This is a genomic window from Paraburkholderia sp. FT54, assembly GCF_031585635.1.
Lineage (GTDB): Bacteria > Pseudomonadota > Gammaproteobacteria > Burkholderiales > Burkholderiaceae > Paraburkholderia.
Genome location: NZ_CP134196.1, coordinates 566,613 through 583,945, shown reverse-complemented (window position 1 = coordinate 583,945; position 17,333 = coordinate 566,613). Strand labels below are relative to the sequence as shown.

The window sequence follows — 17,333 nt, the reverse complement described above, 5'->3', positions numbered from 1 at the left end:
TCGAGGAGGCACGGTGCATCTGAAACGACATGCTGCATTACTGCTGTCAATGACAGCTTTTGGTTCGGCCGGAGCATGGGCGAGCGATATTCAATGTTCGACCACGCGGCAACCGGCCGAGCGCGTTATATGCGACCACGCCATCCTGAACAATGAATACGACAACATTTTTGCTCAACAGCAGGCTCAGCTCAGCAAGGGAAAGCTCTCACGTGAGCAAATCGCCCAATGGAGGCAATCGCGCAACGCGTGCACTGATGTTCACTGCATCGACGGCGTATTTGCACGGTGGGCGGCGATAGCCAGGTCTGTCGAAACCACTTCTCGCGCCGCGGCGGCTCCGGTCATGGCCTCGGCCACCGCCACGGCCCCTGTCGGACCTGCTTCGGACGCAATCGCCCTTCCCGCATCCCAAGCCTTGTCGACATCAGAAGCATCGCTTGTGCGTCAGGGGAGTGCCGCCGGCGTGGCGCTTCCGCAGCCTGTCGAGACTCAAGCCTCTTCATCCGCGGTCGCTTCCGCACCTTCCAGCGCAAGTGAATCCCGTAACACGACCGGCATGAGCGCCGGCCTGATGGCTGTGGTCCTCCTCGCGATTGCATGCGGCGCATTCGTCATCCGCCGAACCAAAAGCGTTCGACGCAACGGCGACCCCACAAAACACGTCCGAGGTAAGGACTCACGCTGAGCTGCATTCACTACATCTCTTCGATTTGTCCGAATTGCGCCGCCAGAAAGTCGATCAGCTTTCGCACGGAAGGCAGCAAGCCGCGCCTCGAAGGGAATACGGCATGAATGATTCCGCGTTTAGGTGACCACGCTGGAATGACCTTGATGAGTGCGCCACTCGCCAGCTCGTCGCACACCATCATCACCGGCAACTGGGCGACGCCTGCGCCGGCCACCGCCGCCTGCCTCAGGGCGATCATGTCGTCGGTGACAAAGCGGGGCGTATGGCGAACCGCCGCCGAGCCGGCCGGCCCTTCGAGGTGCCATACGTGCTCGCCGTGCGGCGGACCGAAATCGAGACTGGGCAGCGTGGCCAGATCGGCCGGCGCGGCCGGCACCCCATACCGATCCAGCAGCGAAGGGCACGCCACCAGACACCAATGGCGCTCGCTGAGCACTTTCATGACGAGATCGCTGTCTTTCAAAGGCGGCGGCCGCACCCGTATCGCCACGTCGATACCCTCGCCGATCACGTCGACCGTGCGATTGGTCGCTTCGAGATGTACCGTGACGCGCGGGGTCTCCGCCATGAAAGCTGCCAGCATCGCCCCCACGCGTGCGTGCAGCAGCGCTACGGGGCAGGTCAACCGGACAATGCCCTGCGGCTCGGAACGGTTGAGTTCGATCGCCTGTTGCGCCGCCTCCGCCTCGATCAACATGGCCTTGCAGTGGCTGTAGTAGCTCTGCCCGATTTCTGTGATCGTGAAACGCCGTGTAGAGCGCTGAATGAGCCGCACGCCGAGGTGTTCCTCGAGCAAGGCGATTCGCCTGCTGAGAGTGGACTTCGGGATGCCCAGCGCGCGCCCGGCCGGCGCAAACCCCTGATATTCGACGACCTGCGCAAAGAAATAAAGATCGTTGAGATCCTGCATCGGATGACCCGTCGTTCCATTCGTGAGACACAGAGGATAGCCCAGGACGTCTACCGAACGGCGCGCCGCGCGCCTATCTTACTGCCATGCAAACGAGGTCGACGCGACCTTCACCAGGAATTGAAACCATGAAAAAGATTCTCGGCATGTACCGTAATACCAGATCGCACTGGGTCGGCGACGGCTTTCCCGTGCGCACGCTGTTTTCGGACAGCATGATGGGTGGCCACCTGAGTCCGTTCCTGATGCTCGACTATGCGGGTCCGGCTCACTTTACGCCGACTTCCCGGAAGCGCGGTGTCGGTCAGCATCCACATCGGGGCTTCGAGACCGTCACGATCGTCTACGACGGTGAACTGGAGCATCGCGATTCGTCCGGCGGAGGCGGCAAGATCGGTCCCGGCGACGTGCAGTGGATGACGGCCGGCGCCGGCATCCTGCACGAGGAGTTCCATTCCGGCACGTTCGCGCAGCAAGGCGGCACGCTGGAAATGGTGCAGCTCTGGGTGAACCTGCCGGCAAAGGACAAGATGACGCCCCCGCGCTATCAGACGGTACTCGCCGCGGATATTCCGTCGGTTGAGTTGCCGGGAGATGCGGGCCGCATCCGCGTGATCGCGGGCGATTACGAGGAACACAGGGGTCCGGCATTGACCTTCACGCCGATGGACGTGTGGGACGTGCGGCTGAACAAGAGACGGCCGACCCACTTTACGCTGCCCGCCGACCATTCACTGGCCCTCGTCGTCCTGCACGGCGAGGTGCTGGTCAACGGCAAGGAGACGGTCAGCGAAGCGCAGACGGCGTTGCTCGGGCGCCAAGGGACAGGGGTGCAGCTCGAAGCGATCAGCGACGCAACGCTCCTGCTGCTGAGCGGCGAGCCGATCGATGAACCGGTTGTCGCGTATGGGCCGTTTGTCATGAACACCACTGAGGAAATCCAACAGGCGGTAAGTGATTTCAATAGCGGACGGTTCGGGCAAATGGCGACGGGTAGCGAACCGCGCGCCGCCCACTAACAACACCGGGAGTGCTCGGCCCGTCGCCGCCTCGGCACACTTGCGGTCGTTAATGTCTATCACGTTGCCTCGAGCCAGACGGCGCGCGGCATCGGGCAACCGCACGAGCCGGACCTCACACGGAAAGAGGTCGCCCGCCGCGTTCACGTGCGACTATTCGAACACCGTCACTGCGCCATTGAGCGCTTCAAGGATCTTCTCGTCGACTCATCAACCGACGCATCAACCGGCGCAACATCAGGCGCAACATGCGACAGCTTCATCACGCGTGGCTGGAGCAGCAGCGCGACGAGCCCGCTCCAGCCAGTCTGATGCGAAGCGCCGACGCCGCGCCCATTATCGCCGTGAAAGTACTCATGAAACAGTACGAGATCCTGCGACCGCGGGTCGGCTTGCAGGATCGGATAGGCCGCCATCACGGGCCGCACGCCTTGTGCATCTTTGAGAAAGAGCGTGGTGACGCGCCGCGCAAGATCGTCGGCAATCTGGCTCAGCGAAAAAAGCTTCCCCGACCCCGTCGGATAGTCGACGCGAAACTCGTCGCCGTAGTAGCGATAGAACTCATACAGCGATTCGATCAGCAGGTAGTTGACCGGTATCCAGACCGGGCCGCGCCAGTTCGAGTTGCCGCCGAAAACACGCGAGTCCGATTCCGCGGGCAGATATTGGATACGGAAGCTCACGCCGTCATGGTCGTACACGTACGGTGCATCGCGATGCACAAGGGAGAGCGCGCGCACGCCATGCCCGGAGAGAAACTCGTTTTCATCGAGCACGCGGTGCAGCAGCGCTTTCATCCGATGTCCGCGCAACAACGACAGCAGCGTGGTCCTACCCTTGCCGGGCTCCGTCCAGCGAGACACCAGCTTCGCCAGATTCGGCCGATGATCGAGAAACCACGCCAGCCGTTCACGCAAACCCGGCAGATGGCCGTACACCCCCTCCTCGAGCACATGAACGGCGAAAAGCGGAATCAGCCCGACGATCGAACGAATGCGCATCGGCACAGGCGTACCGTCCGGAAGGTGGAGTACGTCGTAGAAGAATTCGTCGTGTCCGTCCCATAACCCCGTGCTGCAGCCTTCGCTGCAACTGACCGCTTCCGAGATATACAGAAAGTGCTCGAAGAACTTCACCGCGATTTCGACGTAGGCATTGTTCGTCATCGCCAGTTCAAGGCCGATCTGCATCAGGTCGAGCGCGTACGAGGCCATCCATGCCGTGCCATCGGCCTGATCGATGCGACCGCCGGTCGGCAGCGGCGAAGACCGGTCGAAGATGCCGACATTGTCGAGTCCAAGAAAGCCGCCCTGAAAGATGTTGCGGTCATCGGCGTCCTTGCGGTTGACCCACCACGAGAAATTGAGCAGCAGCTTGTGGAACATGACTTCAAGAAACTCGTGATCGCCGACGCCCGTCACCTCGCGGTCGAGTTCATACACGCGCCATGTTGCCCACGCATGAACGGGCGGATTCGCATCGCCGAACGCCCACTCGTAGGCGGGCAATTGTCCGTTCGGATGCATATAGCGCTCCTTCACGAGCAGCAGCAATTGCTTCTTCGCGAAGTCGGGATCGATCATGGCGAACGCGACCGCATGAAACGCGAGGTCCCACGACGCGTACCACGGGTATTCCCACTTGTCGGGCATCGACACGATGTCGCCATTGCACATGTGCCGCCAGTCCGCGTTGCGACCATGCCTGCGTGCTCTCGGCGGCTTCGGTTGCCCGGGGTCGCCGTCGTGCCAGCGCGTCACGTCGAACTGGTAGTACTGCTTCGTCCACAGCATGCCGGCGAGCGCCTGACGCTGCACGAGCCGCGCATCCGCGTCGGGGATGTCGTGCTGAAGCGCCGCATAGAATTCGTCGGCTTCCGCCTGCCGGCGCGTGAAGAGTGCTTCCATGTCGAGAGGCACGGCGTTCGAAGCCGAGTCGGGACGCCAGCGCAGATACAGCACCGAGCGCTCATGAGGCGCGAACTGCAGGCACACATGCGCTGCGGCGCGAGTGCCCTTGTCGCGCCGGATTGCCTGCTCGTCACCGTCAACGAGGTAGTCATTGAAGCCGTCCTTGAACGGCCCGGCACCCTCGGAGCCAAAAATGCGGCGCACATTTGTTTCGTTTTCGCAGAAGATCCACTCGAACGGCTGTTGCGCCGAGGCCGTCACGATCATCGTTCCGAGCGTGGGGTTGCGCGCGACGACGCGCACGCCTTCCTCGCCATTCGACTCCAATGTGAGCGACGGCTTGCCGGGCTTGCCCGACCATGCCCATCTGTTGCGCGCCCAGAATTGCGGCAACACATGCAGCGCCGCGCGCTGGTCCGCGCGGTTTTCGACGCTAACGCGCATCACGATATCGTCGGGTGTGTGCTTCGCGTACTCGACGCAGACGTCGAAGTAGCGGCTATCGTCGAACACGCCCGTATCGAGGATTTCATATTCCGGCTGATCGGTTCCGCGCCGCAGGTTTTCGTCGATCAGATCCTGATACGGATACGCATCGTGAGGATACTTGTACAGCATCTTCATGTACGAATGCGTCGGTGTGCCGTCGAGATAGAAGTAAAGCTCCTTTACGTCCTCGCCGTGATTGCCTTCCTCATTCGTCAAGCCGAAGAGCCGTTCCTTGATGATCGAATCGCGCCCGTTCCAGAGCGCGAGCGATACGCACCAGTCGAGCGGGTCGTTGCCGAATCCGGCAATGCCGTCCTCACCCCAGCGGTACATGCGGCTGCGCGCATGATCGTGCGGAAAGTAGTCCCAGGCGGTGCCGTATTCGCTGTAGTCTTCGCGAACCGTGCCCCATTGCCGCTCGCTCAGATAGGGTCCCCAGCGGCGCCAGCGATCGATCTCCGGACCATGGAGCCGGGCACCTTCCTTCGACTGGAGAAGACTGATTGCGCGTAGCGGTGGCATGGAACCTCCCGACTCGACATCGACCATCCAACATGTTCTGCAGATGAAAGTCTGTCCTGTTTCATCAGGAACACCGTGCGCCACGTGCACAATCCCGCTTCGGCGACCGGTCCCGGCAACGGCGGCCAGACTGAACCTCAATGATAGGCGCCATCGCGCTGCAGCGCGTGAACCACGGACGCGCCCCGTGTTGCATACTTGAGCGAATCGCCCTGACGGAAACATCCATATGGCTGCGAATCTCGCACACTCGTGGTTGACCCGCAGCGCACCTGTGGCCGCGGCACAGGCCGCCGGCCGGCCGCTCGTGGCGCTGGAATCGACCATCATCGCTCACGGCATGCCCTATCCAGAGAACGTTCGCACCGCGCGCGAAGTAGAGGCCTTGATCCGTGAGCTGGGCGCCGAGCCCGCGACCATCGCATTGATCGGCGGGCGAATCCGCATCGGCCTTGCGGACGAGGAGTTGGAACTGCTCGGCCGCTCGGACCGGGTACACAAGGTCAGCCGCCGCGATCTGCCAGCCGTGCTGGCCAGCGGCGAGCCTGGCGCCACGACAGTGGCAGGCACGATGATATGCGCCGCCCTGGCCGGGATCGAGGTCTTCGTTACCGGAGGCATTGGCGGCGTGCACCGGGGCGCGCCGGAAACCTTCGACATCTCGGCCGACCTGCAGGAACTGGCGAAGACCTCGGTGGCGGTGGTCTGCGCCGGCGCGAAATCCATCCTGGACATCGGGCTCACGTTGGAATACCTGGAAACCCACGGCGTGCCGGTACTCAGTTGCGAGCAAGACAATTTCGCCGCCTTTTACACGCGCGACAGCGGCTTTCGCTCGGACTTCAGGCTGGACGACGCGGCGCAGCAGGCACGCTTCATCCGCGCCAAGTGGGACCTGGGCCTCGTGGGCGGCGTGGTACTGAGCACGCCGGTGCCGGAAGCGGCAGCGATGAGGTTCGAAGAGATCGATGCGCTGACCCAACAGGCGCTCGCCGAGGCCACGGCGCAAGGAATCACGGGTAAGGCCGTGACACCCTTTCTGCTGGCTCGCATCAAGGCACTGACAAGTGGCCGCAGCCTCGCAACGAACATCGCGCTCGTGAAACACAATGCCGAGGTGGGGGCAAGGCTGGCGCTGGCGTTGGCACACGCAGGGCGCGGGGCGGGCGCGGCGTAGCGTGAAATGCCACGGGCGGCCGGGCGTTACTTCGGCTGCTATGTCCGCGCCACTGTGTCGGGCGATTTTCCGACCGTACGCTGGCGAGTGATGCGCACCTTCACACCTGCGGTGCAGGCACCCGTGGGTTCAATCATTGTGCGCCGTTCAACACAGCTCGCGCATGACGTTTGTTCAGAAGATGTTCGACGAGGTCACCGGGTGTCCGGAGCGTGTAGCGGTCCGGCGTTCGGCTATCGCGGAACCTCCCAGACGCGAATCCACAATCGCGGCCGGCAAGTTTCGTTGCTTCTTACTGGCCGATACCGCGACCAGCAATGCCATGGCCGCAATAACTGCGGGCGCGGCCATCGACGTCAAAATGGTGATCATGCTGAAGCCCGCCGCCGAGAGCGCTCCACCACCAAGCGCACCGAGAATTCCGCCCAAGCGCCCGATGCCCAGCATCCACGCTACCCCTGACGCCCGACCGTGTGTGGGATAGAACAGCGCCGCGAGGGCGAGCATCGACATCTGCGCGCCCGTCATGCAGACACCCGCGACGAAAGTCGCGATCCCAAGCAACTGAACATCGACTGCCCCTTGCCCCATTGCACAGACAGCCGCACCCAGCAACAGAAACGCCAGGGCGACTACTCGTCAGGGATTAAAGCGATCCATCAACCAGCCGCATGGAAGGCATGCGGATGACGTGGTCCCCCGCAGCGTTTGCATGAGACACGTACTCGATACCGGTATCCATCAAGCCATACAGTGTGACGCTGCTTTGTGCGAAAGCCGATGCACTCACCATTCCGAAACCAAACACCGCTGCCAGTCCACGCCTCATACTCTTCCCAATGAATGTTTATTCGTTTCGTCGTACCAAGTACTTTCTGTGGTACGGATCATTGGTTTTGAGGTTATGGTCGAAAATAAAAAGCAACAACACGGGGCGACGCAAATCCGAGCTGGCTCTTCAGTCATGTATAAGAATTTAAATTCTGCCGCCGCACAGACTCACATACTTTTCTTCCTGCGGGATGCTGCACGGCTACTTTTTTGCACTATCGCATTCAAAAGAGAATCGCGGGTCGCCTCGAACTTCGAACTGAATTGTATTCATATCCCTATTGAACGAAGTAAGCCGTGTCGTCTCCTGCGTCTTGGCCGGCATTCGTCCAGTGCGTGCTACTTGAACGCCATGCAATGTGGTATTGAAAACTCTCCCCTTCGTCCTCGATCAACGATGTGGCATCGTGACCGTAGCGCTTTTGTGATACGCCGACAGACGATATCGGCCATTTCCGTTGCGGCGACATAGATGCGGGTCGCACAGGCAACTCTTGAAACTAGTGAGGACCAATTTGTCACCAGCTAACATTCCGAGCAGTAGAGACGAACTGATAGGCAAATGTCTGCCCTTTCTTGAAGAGGTGAAGGACCTGACTACCGGTAACGAGGTCGAACAGTGGCTCAACGACAAATACGGCACGTCGAGCGAGTTCTATCAGGATCTGAAACGGCTGATCACGATTGGCGTGGTGGAGGAAGGCTGGGCAGCAAACGTCGAGATATCCGGGCGCAAGTACCGGCGCGCACGTCTTGTCGAGCCCTCCGAAGAGACCTTTTGATTCAGCATTACAGCTGTCTATATGGACAGCACCGGCAATGATCAGAACAACCCTGAGGGAAGCTTCCGAGGTGACTACCACGCCCACCCGTACGGCGAATTCAACATGGTGGTGTCGCTGAACGAAGGTGCGGCCCTCGCCGGCCCGAATGGCTGGTGTTATGGCGGCTGGACTGCGCCGGCACCGGGCAGTCATCATTATCCAGAAACAAAGGGCGGTGCAATTATCGCTCTGTTTTTTCTGCCTGCAGGGCGCATCGCGTACAACGTCAAGGCGCCCGACGCAAACTGATCAGGTGCGGGACGCGCTGGTAACGGCGCGTCCCGCGTTCTCGCCCCGTCGACACCGACCTCTCTTCAATCCAGAAGTCGTAGTGTCATAGGCGCGAATAACACGCAATATTACCGAACCTCACTGCTTCGGAATCCACGGTTCGCTTTGCTTGGGGGTTCCAATTGCCGCCATAAGGCTTCGCGACGTCATGAACAGCATGTACCGGGTGCGTAGCGCTGCGCCCGGGCATCGACGATCAGATTGTGACCAGTTGCTTCGTCACGCGAACGAGACTAAAACCCACGCGTCGAACTTCGGCGTCCGTGTTCTCATCGGCAAGGCCACCATGTTCGGCAAATGCCTGATGAGCAGAACCCAGCGAAAACCCCTGCGGGATCAGGATCGCGCCCAGCTTCTCAAGAACACCGCGCATCCCAAGCGTTGCCCGAACGCCGCCCATTGGTCCCGGTGACGCCGAGACGACCGCTGCCACCTTACCCGCAAAGAGCGTCAGGCCAGGTTTTCCAGCCGCGGTCGGTCTGCTTACCCAGTCAAGCACGTTCTTGAGCAACGCAGTGTAGCCGCCGTTATGCTCGGGCGAAGCGACCAGCAGCGCGTCATGTGTGGCGAACAATTCTTGGAGCGCTCGAACTTGCTCAGGTACGCCATGCTCAAGCTCGATGTCAGCGTCGTAAATTGGCAGGCGATAGTCCGCCAGAGCGATAAAAGTCACCTCTGCTCCATCCGCTGTCGCCCCAGATGCGGCTATTTCCAACAGTTTTCGATTAAGGGACGCGCTGCGGGAACTCCCACAAAAAGCGAGTATTTTCACAGTCATATTCTGTACGTAGCCAAGTCAGAAGGTTGAGGTAAAGTTAACCGAACAGGCGCTAGCTGATCCGATCCGCGTATTCAGATGAGCTGCGATCGCGCGCATAAACACTTTCGGCCGCCGGTCGCGTCTCGCGAGTTCTACGGCAACGCTAATGCTCGTATCGCGACGGCGACGAACGTGCATTCCGAAATTCATAACTAGTTAGTCATTCGAACAATAACTGCGATCTTGACTACAACGCTTCATCGAATCCGACAAACGTTGTAAAGCTTTCGACCTTCTCGCGTGGAATAGCGAGTCTGTTGACCACTGAATCCTGATCTGCGTAACCCAGCGACATGGCGCACACGACGTCAAAACCGGGATCGAGTGAGAGATGTTCCGCAATGATTGCCTGATAGCGGGCGAACGACACTTGCGGGCATGTATCCAGACCTCGCGCGCGTGCGGCGAGCATGATCGTCTGTAGAAAAAGGCCGTAGTCGAGCCAGCTGTACTTCGTCAGTCTCGCGTCGACGCTGAAGATCAGACCAACTGGCGCCCCAAAAAAACCAAAATTACGGCCAGTGGCCAGTGCTCGGGCAGCGACGTCCGCCTTGTCGATCCCAAGCGCACCATAGTATCGGGCACCGAACGCCTCCTGCATGGGGCGATACTCCTCCGGCATGGGATCGGGGATATGCTGGAGCGGTGGATGCAAATCCGCCAGGTGAGCGCACAAAAGCGCTTCACTCAGCGACTCCTTCGGGTTTCCGCTAAAGACATGCACCCGCCATGGTTGCATGTTCGAGTTGCTAGGCGCCGTGCGAGCGACATCAAGAATGTCAGCGATGTCTTTCTGGGAGACTGCATCTGGACGAAAAACGCGAACGGCTTTCCGAGATCGAATAACCGAATCAAAAACGTGGGCGTCCGAATGCATTTGATGACCGGTCTCCGCGGCTTCAAGGATGTCTGTATGCATAGTGTCTGCATGATGGCACAGCCCGAATCCCACGCGCGGTGAAGAGTCTTCAAGACGGTCTTGAATAAAACGGGATTACCTAGCTTCGCACCTGTCTGCCGACGTCAAGTATCTGGGACCGCAGCCACTGTAGGGCCGGATCGTGCGCATTTCGCGCATGCCACACCGCTCTGACCGAAGACTCCGGACACGAGTAAGGCGTCGCCCGCGTCTTCAGCTCGCCGTAGCGTTCGAGCTCGCGTCCCAACGGAGAAGGTACGATGGCGAACATTTCGCTGTGACGGAGCAACGCGGGGATTGCCAACGAATGCGCCACAGCCACCCTCAGCCGGGGTCGCGCCGGCCCCTCTGCAAATGCATCTTCCAATGCTTGCCGATCGAACATTTCCGATTGTCGCGCCAGACCTCGTTCAACGATGAAGCCGCCAACGGCGCCCTCTTCCGGGCCGCCGAGCGAGACAGCGAGAAGTGGATAAATCAACAGATCGTCGTGAGTCACGGCCCGCTCGCCGATGGGATGATCCAGGCGCATCACCAGCACGTCTCTCTGTTGCCATATCAGCGCCGACTGAAAACGCGACGGCACCTCCGCAAAGACTCCAACGGCGATGTCGATCCGACCGATGTCGATCTGCCCGGCCAGGTCCAAGCGGGTGGACGGTCGTATGACAAGGTTCACCATTGGCGCTTCAGCGGCGAGCCTCTGACTGAGGCGGCCGAGAAGAAGCATCGTGATGTAGTCGTTCGCCGCGACGACAAACTCGCGCTCGGCAACCTCGGGCCGGAACGGCTCGTCGCCGAGCGCTACCTGAATCTGTTGGAGTGCATTGCGCACCGGGGCCGCGATCGCGACTGTGCGGGCTGTCGGCTCCATGCCTTTGGACGTACGCACGAACAGGTCATCCTCGAGTGCGTCCCGCAACCGCCCGAGTGCATGACTGATGGCAGACTGACTCAAATTCAACCGCTTTCCAGCAAGGACCAAATTGCGATCCTCAAACACCGCGTCGAATACTCGCAATAGATTAAGGTCGATCCGTCCGAGGTTCATATTATCAATAGGTCAGCGTTGCGGTCGAAGCATTTTACCCGCGCTAACGACCACGTCATCTGAACGACACCCAGTCATAGCGCTCGATTTAACGGTGACGGCTCGAGAGCTTCAGCGTAAGTACCGCCCATCGCCAACTGGCAGGCGCGCGCATCCTTGCGGCCCATCCCTGATATTCTGCGTTGAACCGTGCTGGCAACACTGGCAGGAAGTTATCACGCAACCCCTATCGTAAGGCCACACTATGTTTGAGACCGAACTCTTCGCCGGCTGGGGCGATATGGATTTCAACTCGCATATGCGCAACACCGCCTATCTCGACAAGTCCGTCGATGCGCGGATGCTGTACTTCTCGAAACAGGGTTTTTCGATGTCGGAGTTCGTGAAGCTGCGCATCGGACCGGTCGTGATGAAGGACGAGATTGAATATTTTCGCGAGATCCATCTGCTTGATCGGGTCATGGTGAGCTTTGCGCTCGCTGGCCTATCGGCCGATGGAAGCCGTATGTTGCTGCGCAATGAATTTCTACGCGAGGGCAAGCTGGTGGCCCGCGTAACATCGGCGGGCGGTTGGCTCGATCTGGAAAAGCGCAAACTGATTTGCCCGCCTCCCGCCCTGATCGACGCGATGAATGCATTGGACAAGACGGAGGATTTTGTCGAATTGCCGAGCAGTGTAAGCCGAGTCCAACCGGATTGAGTTCGCGGCTGCAATTGCGCCGGAGCTAAGTCGTGCTGGCCAGAACAGGCAGGATGAACCTTTGGAAAACTACAAGAATTGGCCGCCTGATTTCCCTTTGAACCAGCGCGGATTTCTATATCTTGCCAATCGCCGTGAGAGGAAAGGCAGGACCCGATAGCGTCGCATCACTTCAGTCCCAACCTCGGCGCACGCCTGCATTCCAGCATTCTTTCTTGTATGGCGTCTTGCACGGGCCTATCTTTAAGTTGCTTGTCATTCAGGAGGCGGCCATGGACTCTGGAGCGGTAAGTGTGCATTTCGACAGTGGGCACCTGTTTGTCGACCTGTCCGACGGCCAAGCCGTTGAATTTCCGCTTGGCTGGTTTCCTATCCTGCAGGCAGCTACAACAGCGGAGCGCGGGAATTTTGCAATCTCTTTGGATCGCCAGCAGTTGTACTGGCCAGATCTGCACGAAGAGATGAGCATTACCGCAATGCTTCGGTCCTTGCCAGACAGCACACGACACTAGCGGCCTGCCCTGGTTTTTCCGCGGGATATCCGGCGCTACCCGTCGAGCGCGATGGCGCGATTCGTCCGGCCTCGGCTTACCGGCTTGTTTCTTCCGGCAAGGCGATGTCGGCACTGCGCTTCGTCTCCTGAAAGACTCGACGTTGGGCAAGCGCGACAAGCACGCTCAGAAAGAAATGGGGTTTAAGCCCTCGAGTCGACCCAAATACGCCCCCAGACAGTGGCGTAGCTTATCGCCTGTTCGTGGTCATAGAACAGATCCAGCGAGTTGAACGCTTGCGGCGGCCGTCCTGGTGGTTCGATAACGAGGTCCGCGGAATGCAAGCCATCGCCGGTCGGCGTCGTACTTGCGCGAAGACCATACCCTCGATGAAAGCTGATTCTGGTGGCCGGTGTGCTCGGCTGGATTTGCATATCATTTTTTGGGGTGGCAACACCCCGTTCTCTCAGTGGTGCGATTGTCCCGTCTATGTGTGAAGGTTCGATGACGAGGAGTCGGTTGCCGCCGGAAGAGATTTGTACGACAAAGCGCCGAGAATGGTGTCTCCAAGGAAGTACGGCCTGTTTCGCCTTATCCATCACCAGCCTGATGTTTCCGTTCGAAAGGGAGCAATCATGAAGCGGCGTTTTAGCCTCGTGGCCCCTACCGGTGAATAGCCGATCTTTCGTCGCCGTTTCCGGCGGCAGCAACCCAATGCGAAATGTCCTTGAGCTACGAGGTGCATCGGCATCCTGTTTGCTGGAGTAAGCTAACTGTATTGAAGCTTGAGGCCGCGGCGCATGCTGCGTCGCGTCAGACACTGGAGCACCTCATGAAAACGGTGGACGCAACGTCGCGCGCGGGCGGCGCCGTTGTGTTGGTGGTCCTGTCCGCCGCTTTGTCCGGTTGCTACTACTACGTGCCCTATGGTTATGTTCCGTATGGCGACGTGCCAACCGCGGGCGCGCCGCAGCAATATCCTTTCTCAACGGCCGACGCAGCGGCAGCGTCAGATGCGACTGCATCGACGAACGCCTATATCGCACCAGCCGTGCCCGTCTTCGTCGCGCCGGCGTATTATCCGGTCGCGTATCCGTACTACGGGTGGCCCGCGTGGTGGGGACCATCGGTGTCACTGAGTTTCGGCTATTGGGGCGGCTGCTGTTATGGAGGCGGCAGATATGGCTACTGGGGACACCACGGCTACTGGGGGCACGGATATGGAGGCGGTTGGGGCGGTCATGGCGGCTGGGGTGGCCACGGATACCCAGGGCACGGTATGGGCGGCGGCTATTACAGGGGCGGCGGCGGAGGAGGCCACGGCCATTCGCATTGAACGCCAATAGCGATGCACCCGTGTTCTACAGGCTGTTAGCCGTCAGCTTACGATGGCCGAACTGTCGCCAGTCGCGTGCCAGCGAACGGGTCGCGACTCCAGTCAATGGCCGGACGTCCGGCGCTAGCCGACCTCGACGACTTCTCAACAGCAAAGTGCGCCAGCGACTGTCCGGCGCTCGTGGCTTGTCTCAGCCACTGCGGCAGTTCACCCTTACCATCCCAGGTGTCGCCGAAAGCGCTGCGGTATCGTGCCGACTTCTGGCGCGCCTTGTCCTCGGCGATTGCCGCCGCGAGATCGCCCAACTTGATGCCAACCGTTGCCATCTTGCGACGCAGGTATGCAATCATGCTTTGGCGCTTTTGCTCATCCATGTCGTTTCCCCTTCGACTCGATAGTCTCGTAGCGGTCTCCTGTCGTCTCGCCGACGCGCCCCGCCACCCAACAATTCGGATGTGGCAAGTATCATGTCGAGCAAGACTTGCGTCGATGTGCGATTCCTGAAAACACTGTTGCAGGCCGCGTGGCAAAACCGGCTAACTCGCCGGACATGTACTCATGTGCGAGTTGCAGACGGTTGTGTGATATGCCTCGCTGAACGCCGGCTCGCTTTAATGGCAGAGCATCAAAAAAGATGCGTATCACGACTTGCCGGAGACGCTCTCCGAACGACAACCAACGCGGGGCGTAGGGCAGCTATCCGACGAAGCGCCCTTCTCTTTCAAACCGAAACGGACAGTTGCTTCCGTGTCGTGTGGATGCGCTCGATTTAAACATTCACTTCCGTTTCGTCTTCCTGCGCCCTATAACGTAATTGCAGGGGCGACTATTCGTGTCGATGGGTCCATAAAATCCATTGGCATTAGCTGTCCGCACGCCATCTTGCGTCCATAGACTTTCGCTCGGCGTACTGCGCTTCATATCTTCCCAATTACCTAAAACTTTGGCCTCGGGCGATTGGCCCGCGGACCCGAAGACGGCTTCGCATCCGCACATCCTGTATGGATTTCGACAGCGGGACACGCGAACAACGAATGACGTGGATGAAAAATTCAACCTAGATTAAGGAGCCAACATGAAATTACGACTGATGGTTGCTTCTGCTTTCGGGTTGTTTGTCATGGCCGGGTTTGCATATGCGCAAAGCACGCCCGACGCTGCGCAACCCACCTCACAGCAGAACGCCGCGGCTCAGGCCGATTCTTCTTCGCCCAGTACGGGCATGGAGTCCTACGGCGGCACACCTGATACAAGAGTCCAAAGCGGCGCGAAACATGCCAGGCCGTGTAGGGTGGACCCACAATGCAACGTTTTTTTCGGGGGCAGCTAGAAGCCAGCTGACGGCGCGCGAGTCAATAACTGACGGTACTGCTCGCTCGCATCGGGAAGGGACCGGTGTCCCTGGCCGGGCTGGCCGGGTCCCTTTCATCCTTTAAGGTCCGGGTATGTCCCGTTAGCGGAGTTCTTTTGAAATGCGAAACTTCCGCCTGCTTCAGGAGCGGGCGGAATAAACGTTGCAATCCGGGTTTGAGCGCTCGAGAACCTTGACCAGGCGGGGTAGGCCACGAACTGAACGCTTCACGACGTTGACCTCGGTTCGGGCCAAGGCCAACCTCTCTTTTCGTTAAGCACATCCACTGTCGCCACGCCCATAACCGGCGCCTCGACTAGAGTCGCCGCGTCAGTGACATCGCGCGACGCTTCAGCCGGAGCGTTCTTGTTCATATTCGCAAGTCCGGCGCCAAACCACTTCACTTTCTTCTGGACACCGCTGATATACGCGTTCCAGCCATCGGGATTGCCGCCAAAGAGGTTGTGCTGAACCGTCGACGCGAGTCCGTCCCGATTGAGTTCTGCCTCGAGCAACTCTGCTGGCCATGGGAAGAATGCGCTTGCAGCGCCTTTGATGAACTCGGCCACCGTCATTTCTGGCGCAAGCGTCCGAAGGAACTCGAAGTCCTGCAATGAATCGTTTCCCTGCATAAGATGCGCCACCAATGCGCCCGGTTCATTCGTCCTCGCTAAACAGTTCAAAGCGTCGAGAATGTCACCAAGATGAAGGAGCAGTTCTCGTCTATCAAATCGGTCGTCCATTGCAATGTGTCCGTTCATTTCGTCCTGGCCAGAGCGGGGACTCCTCCAGCGCAACCATTCGCAGCATTCTTCGCTTCTGGACAGATCCAGTTCAGAAAGAAGAAATGCGAACCGAAGTTCGCATTCGCTGACGCAGAAGATCTAAGTGAGACGATGAGTTTTACTCAACCGTGGACACTGTCGACACGAACTGTTTTGCAGCCTTGTTGGCCGATTCGTAGGTCGCATTGGCTGCCGACAAAACCGAGTTCCACGCGGCAACAGCTGACTCGCTTCCTGCCGGCGCGTTCTTCTGGAGGTTCTCGACGAACCCTTGTGCGTCCCGTTGGAACTGCTGGCCCTGTGCTGTCGCGACGGCTGAGATTTCGCTCTGAACGCCGGACACGATTTCGTGAACATGGCGGCCGTATGCGACCAGCTTTTCCGCGGCAGGCTGGGAAAGGCTCGCTTGCAGTGCGAACAGCTCACCCGGGTTGCTGGATGAAAGGGCTTTGGCGAGGATTGCCTGGTTTTCGGCGAGAACGGCCTTGCTGACTTGCAAATTCAATGCGACCAGCTTTTCGAAGCCTTCAAATGCCTTGTTCGCCAAGCCAAAAAATGTGTCCAGGCCGGACTGCTGGGCGGCTACCAATTGTTGGGGAATAAGAGTGCTCATCACTGCTCCGTAAGGGTAAGGCGGCAAGAGTGCGAGGGCTCTGAGTGAAAACAAAACCGCGCGCGACGGGGGCGAAAGGTAGATTGCTGCGCTGCAACAAAATTCATTGTACGGGGGAATGCCGCAAAGTCAATCAGTTTCGCCGCGAGGTCCTGTTAGCGAACCGCGCAAGGCGACGTCACGCGATCTGCTGAACCCATCGGCTCCGCCAACCCGGTGCCTCAAAGGGATCAGAAAAATACTGGGTCTCGTGAACGACCTTGCCATTGCGGAACTCCATAATGCTTACCGTGCAAGCCGCTCGCCCCTTGTAGGCGATGGTGTATTCCGTGATCCAGAGATTACCTTCCCCTTGAATTCGCCTGACATCGAAACCTGACGGCTTATCTGGATGATGGCTCCGCAGTGCCTGCAAATTAGTTCGCCCGAGGATCCGTTCACCTGATTGGGGATAGTCACAGATGGCATCGTCATCGTAAATGGCGTGTTCCGCGTCGAGATCGCCGACTGCCGACGCGCGCCAGTGCGCATTCAGGGCTTCACGTATGTTCTGTTCCTGCATGGAGTGCCTCCAGATACCGGTCACAATCTACCCATAGCGTA

General features: G+C 59.2%; 16 protein-coding genes and 2 pseudogenes. 7 read left to right on the top strand and 11 right to left on the bottom strand.

Translation table 11 applies throughout. The annotated features are described in order from the left end of the window. Window positions 1–13 precede the first annotated feature (13 nt). Window positions 14–688, top strand: coding sequence for a hypothetical protein (locus RI103_RS22130; RefSeq protein ID WP_310817627.1), 675 nt, complete (start codon window positions 14–16; stop codon window positions 686–688). Between the two features lie 10 nt (window positions 689–698). Here the strand turns inward: RI103_RS22130 and RI103_RS22125 are convergent, their stop codons facing one another. Further along, the gene (locus RI103_RS22125; protein ID WP_310817624.1) at window positions 699–1,601 is read right to left on the bottom strand and encodes a LysR family transcriptional regulator; all 903 of its coding nucleotides are present in this window, start codon (window positions 1,599–1,601) and stop codon (window positions 699–701) included. A 128-nt stretch (window positions 1,602–1,729) separates the two neighbouring features. On the opposite strand from RI103_RS22125, the gene RI103_RS22120 reads away from it, so the two are divergent. Next, window positions 1,730–2,620 (top strand): pirin family protein, encoded by an 891-nt coding sequence (locus RI103_RS22120; protein ID WP_310817623.1) that lies wholly within the window; start codon window positions 1,730–1,732, stop codon window positions 2,618–2,620. Window positions 2,621–2,787: 167 nt separating this feature from the next. On the opposite strand, the gene RI103_RS22115 is transcribed toward RI103_RS22120, so the two are convergent. After that, the gene (locus tag RI103_RS22115; RefSeq protein WP_310817621.1) at window positions 2,788–5,541 is read right to left on the bottom strand and encodes an MGH1-like glycoside hydrolase domain-containing protein; all 2,754 of its coding nucleotides are present in this window, start codon (window positions 5,539–5,541) and stop codon (window positions 2,788–2,790) included. Window positions 5,542–5,770: 229 nt separating this feature from the next. Here RI103_RS22115 and RI103_RS22110 point away from each other — a divergent pair, with 229 nt between their 5' ends. Then, a complete protein-coding gene (locus RI103_RS22110) occupies window positions 5,771–6,718 on the top strand; it encodes a pseudouridine-5'-phosphate glycosidase (RefSeq protein ID WP_310817619.1) in 948 nt (315 codons plus the stop codon). A gap of 174 nt (window positions 6,719–6,892) precedes the next feature. Here RI103_RS22110 and RI103_RS22105 read toward each other — a convergent pair whose 3' ends face one another. Together RI103_RS22105 and RI103_RS22100 are read right to left on the bottom strand one after the other, a co-directional pair. After that, complete coding sequence (locus RI103_RS22105; RefSeq protein WP_310817618.1) at window positions 6,893–7,333, bottom strand: hypothetical protein; 441 nt, start codon at window positions 7,331–7,333, stop codon at window positions 6,893–6,895. 55 nt (window positions 7,334–7,388) lie between these two features. Then, a pseudogene (locus RI103_RS22100) lies at window positions 7,389–7,547 on the bottom strand (porin); the annotation flags it as partial. Between the two features lie 517 nt (window positions 7,548–8,064). On the opposite strand from RI103_RS22100, the pseudogene RI103_RS22095 reads away from it, so the two are divergent. After that, window positions 8,065–8,622: pseudogene (locus RI103_RS22095) on the top strand (DUF4863 family protein). Window positions 8,623–8,860: 238 nt separating this feature from the next. On the opposite strand, the gene RI103_RS22090 reads toward RI103_RS22095, so the two are convergent. From RI103_RS22090 to RI103_RS22080, 3 genes are all read right to left on the bottom strand, one after another. Next, the gene (locus RI103_RS22090; protein WP_310817617.1) at window positions 8,861–9,442 is read right to left on the bottom strand and encodes an NAD(P)H-dependent oxidoreductase; all 582 of its coding nucleotides are present in this window, start codon (window positions 9,440–9,442) and stop codon (window positions 8,861–8,863) included. Between the two features lie 229 nt (window positions 9,443–9,671). Continuing rightward, complete coding sequence (locus RI103_RS22085) at window positions 9,672–10,361, bottom strand: nitroreductase (protein ID WP_310818537.1); 690 nt, start codon at window positions 10,359–10,361, stop codon at window positions 9,672–9,674. Between the two features lie 121 nt (window positions 10,362–10,482). After that, complete coding sequence (locus tag RI103_RS22080) at window positions 10,483–11,454, bottom strand: LysR substrate-binding domain-containing protein (protein WP_310817616.1); 972 nt, start codon at window positions 11,452–11,454, stop codon at window positions 10,483–10,485. Window positions 11,455–11,698: 244 nt separating this feature from the next. On the opposite strand from RI103_RS22080, the gene RI103_RS22075 reads away from it, so the two are divergent. The 3 genes from RI103_RS22075 (at window position 11,699) to RI103_RS22065 (ending at window position 13,981) form a co-directional block, all read left to right on the top strand. Further along, on the top strand, window positions 11,699–12,154 hold the full coding sequence (locus RI103_RS22075) for a thioesterase family protein (protein ID WP_310817615.1): 456 nt from the start codon (window positions 11,699–11,701) through the stop codon (window positions 12,152–12,154). A gap of 272 nt (window positions 12,155–12,426) precedes the next feature. Then, window positions 12,427–12,666 (top strand): DUF2442 domain-containing protein, encoded by a 240-nt coding sequence (locus RI103_RS22070; RefSeq protein WP_310817613.1) that lies wholly within the window; start codon window positions 12,427–12,429, stop codon window positions 12,664–12,666. An 811-nt stretch (window positions 12,667–13,477) separates the two neighbouring features. Then, window positions 13,478–13,981: a hypothetical protein gene (locus RI103_RS22065; protein WP_310817611.1), complete on the top strand. Its 504-nt coding sequence runs from the start codon at window positions 13,478–13,480 to the stop codon at window positions 13,979–13,981. Window positions 13,982–14,028: 47 nt separating this feature from the next. On the opposite strand, the gene RI103_RS22060 is transcribed toward RI103_RS22065, so the two are convergent. The 4 genes from RI103_RS22060 to RI103_RS22045 form a co-directional block, all read right to left on the bottom strand. Then, window positions 14,029–14,355, bottom strand: coding sequence for an H-NS family nucleoid-associated regulatory protein (locus RI103_RS22060; RefSeq protein ID WP_310817610.1), 327 nt, complete (start codon window positions 14,353–14,355; stop codon window positions 14,029–14,031). A 1,204-nt stretch (window positions 14,356–15,559) separates the two neighbouring features. Next, window positions 15,560–16,075 carry a hypothetical protein gene (locus RI103_RS22055; RefSeq protein WP_310817608.1) on the bottom strand — a complete coding sequence of 172 codons (516 nt, stop codon included), beginning with the start codon at window positions 16,073–16,075 and terminating at the stop codon, window positions 15,560–15,562. A gap of 160 nt (window positions 16,076–16,235) precedes the next feature. Next, window positions 16,236–16,730 (bottom strand): TIGR01841 family phasin, encoded by a 495-nt coding sequence (phaP, locus tag RI103_RS22050; RefSeq protein ID WP_310817607.1) that lies wholly within the window; start codon window positions 16,728–16,730, stop codon window positions 16,236–16,238. A gap of 178 nt (window positions 16,731–16,908) precedes the next feature. After that, window positions 16,909–17,292, bottom strand: a complete 384-nt coding sequence (locus tag RI103_RS22045; protein WP_310817606.1) for a nuclear transport factor 2 family protein — start codon at window positions 17,290–17,292, stop codon at window positions 16,909–16,911. Window positions 17,293–17,333: the final 41 nt, after the last annotated feature.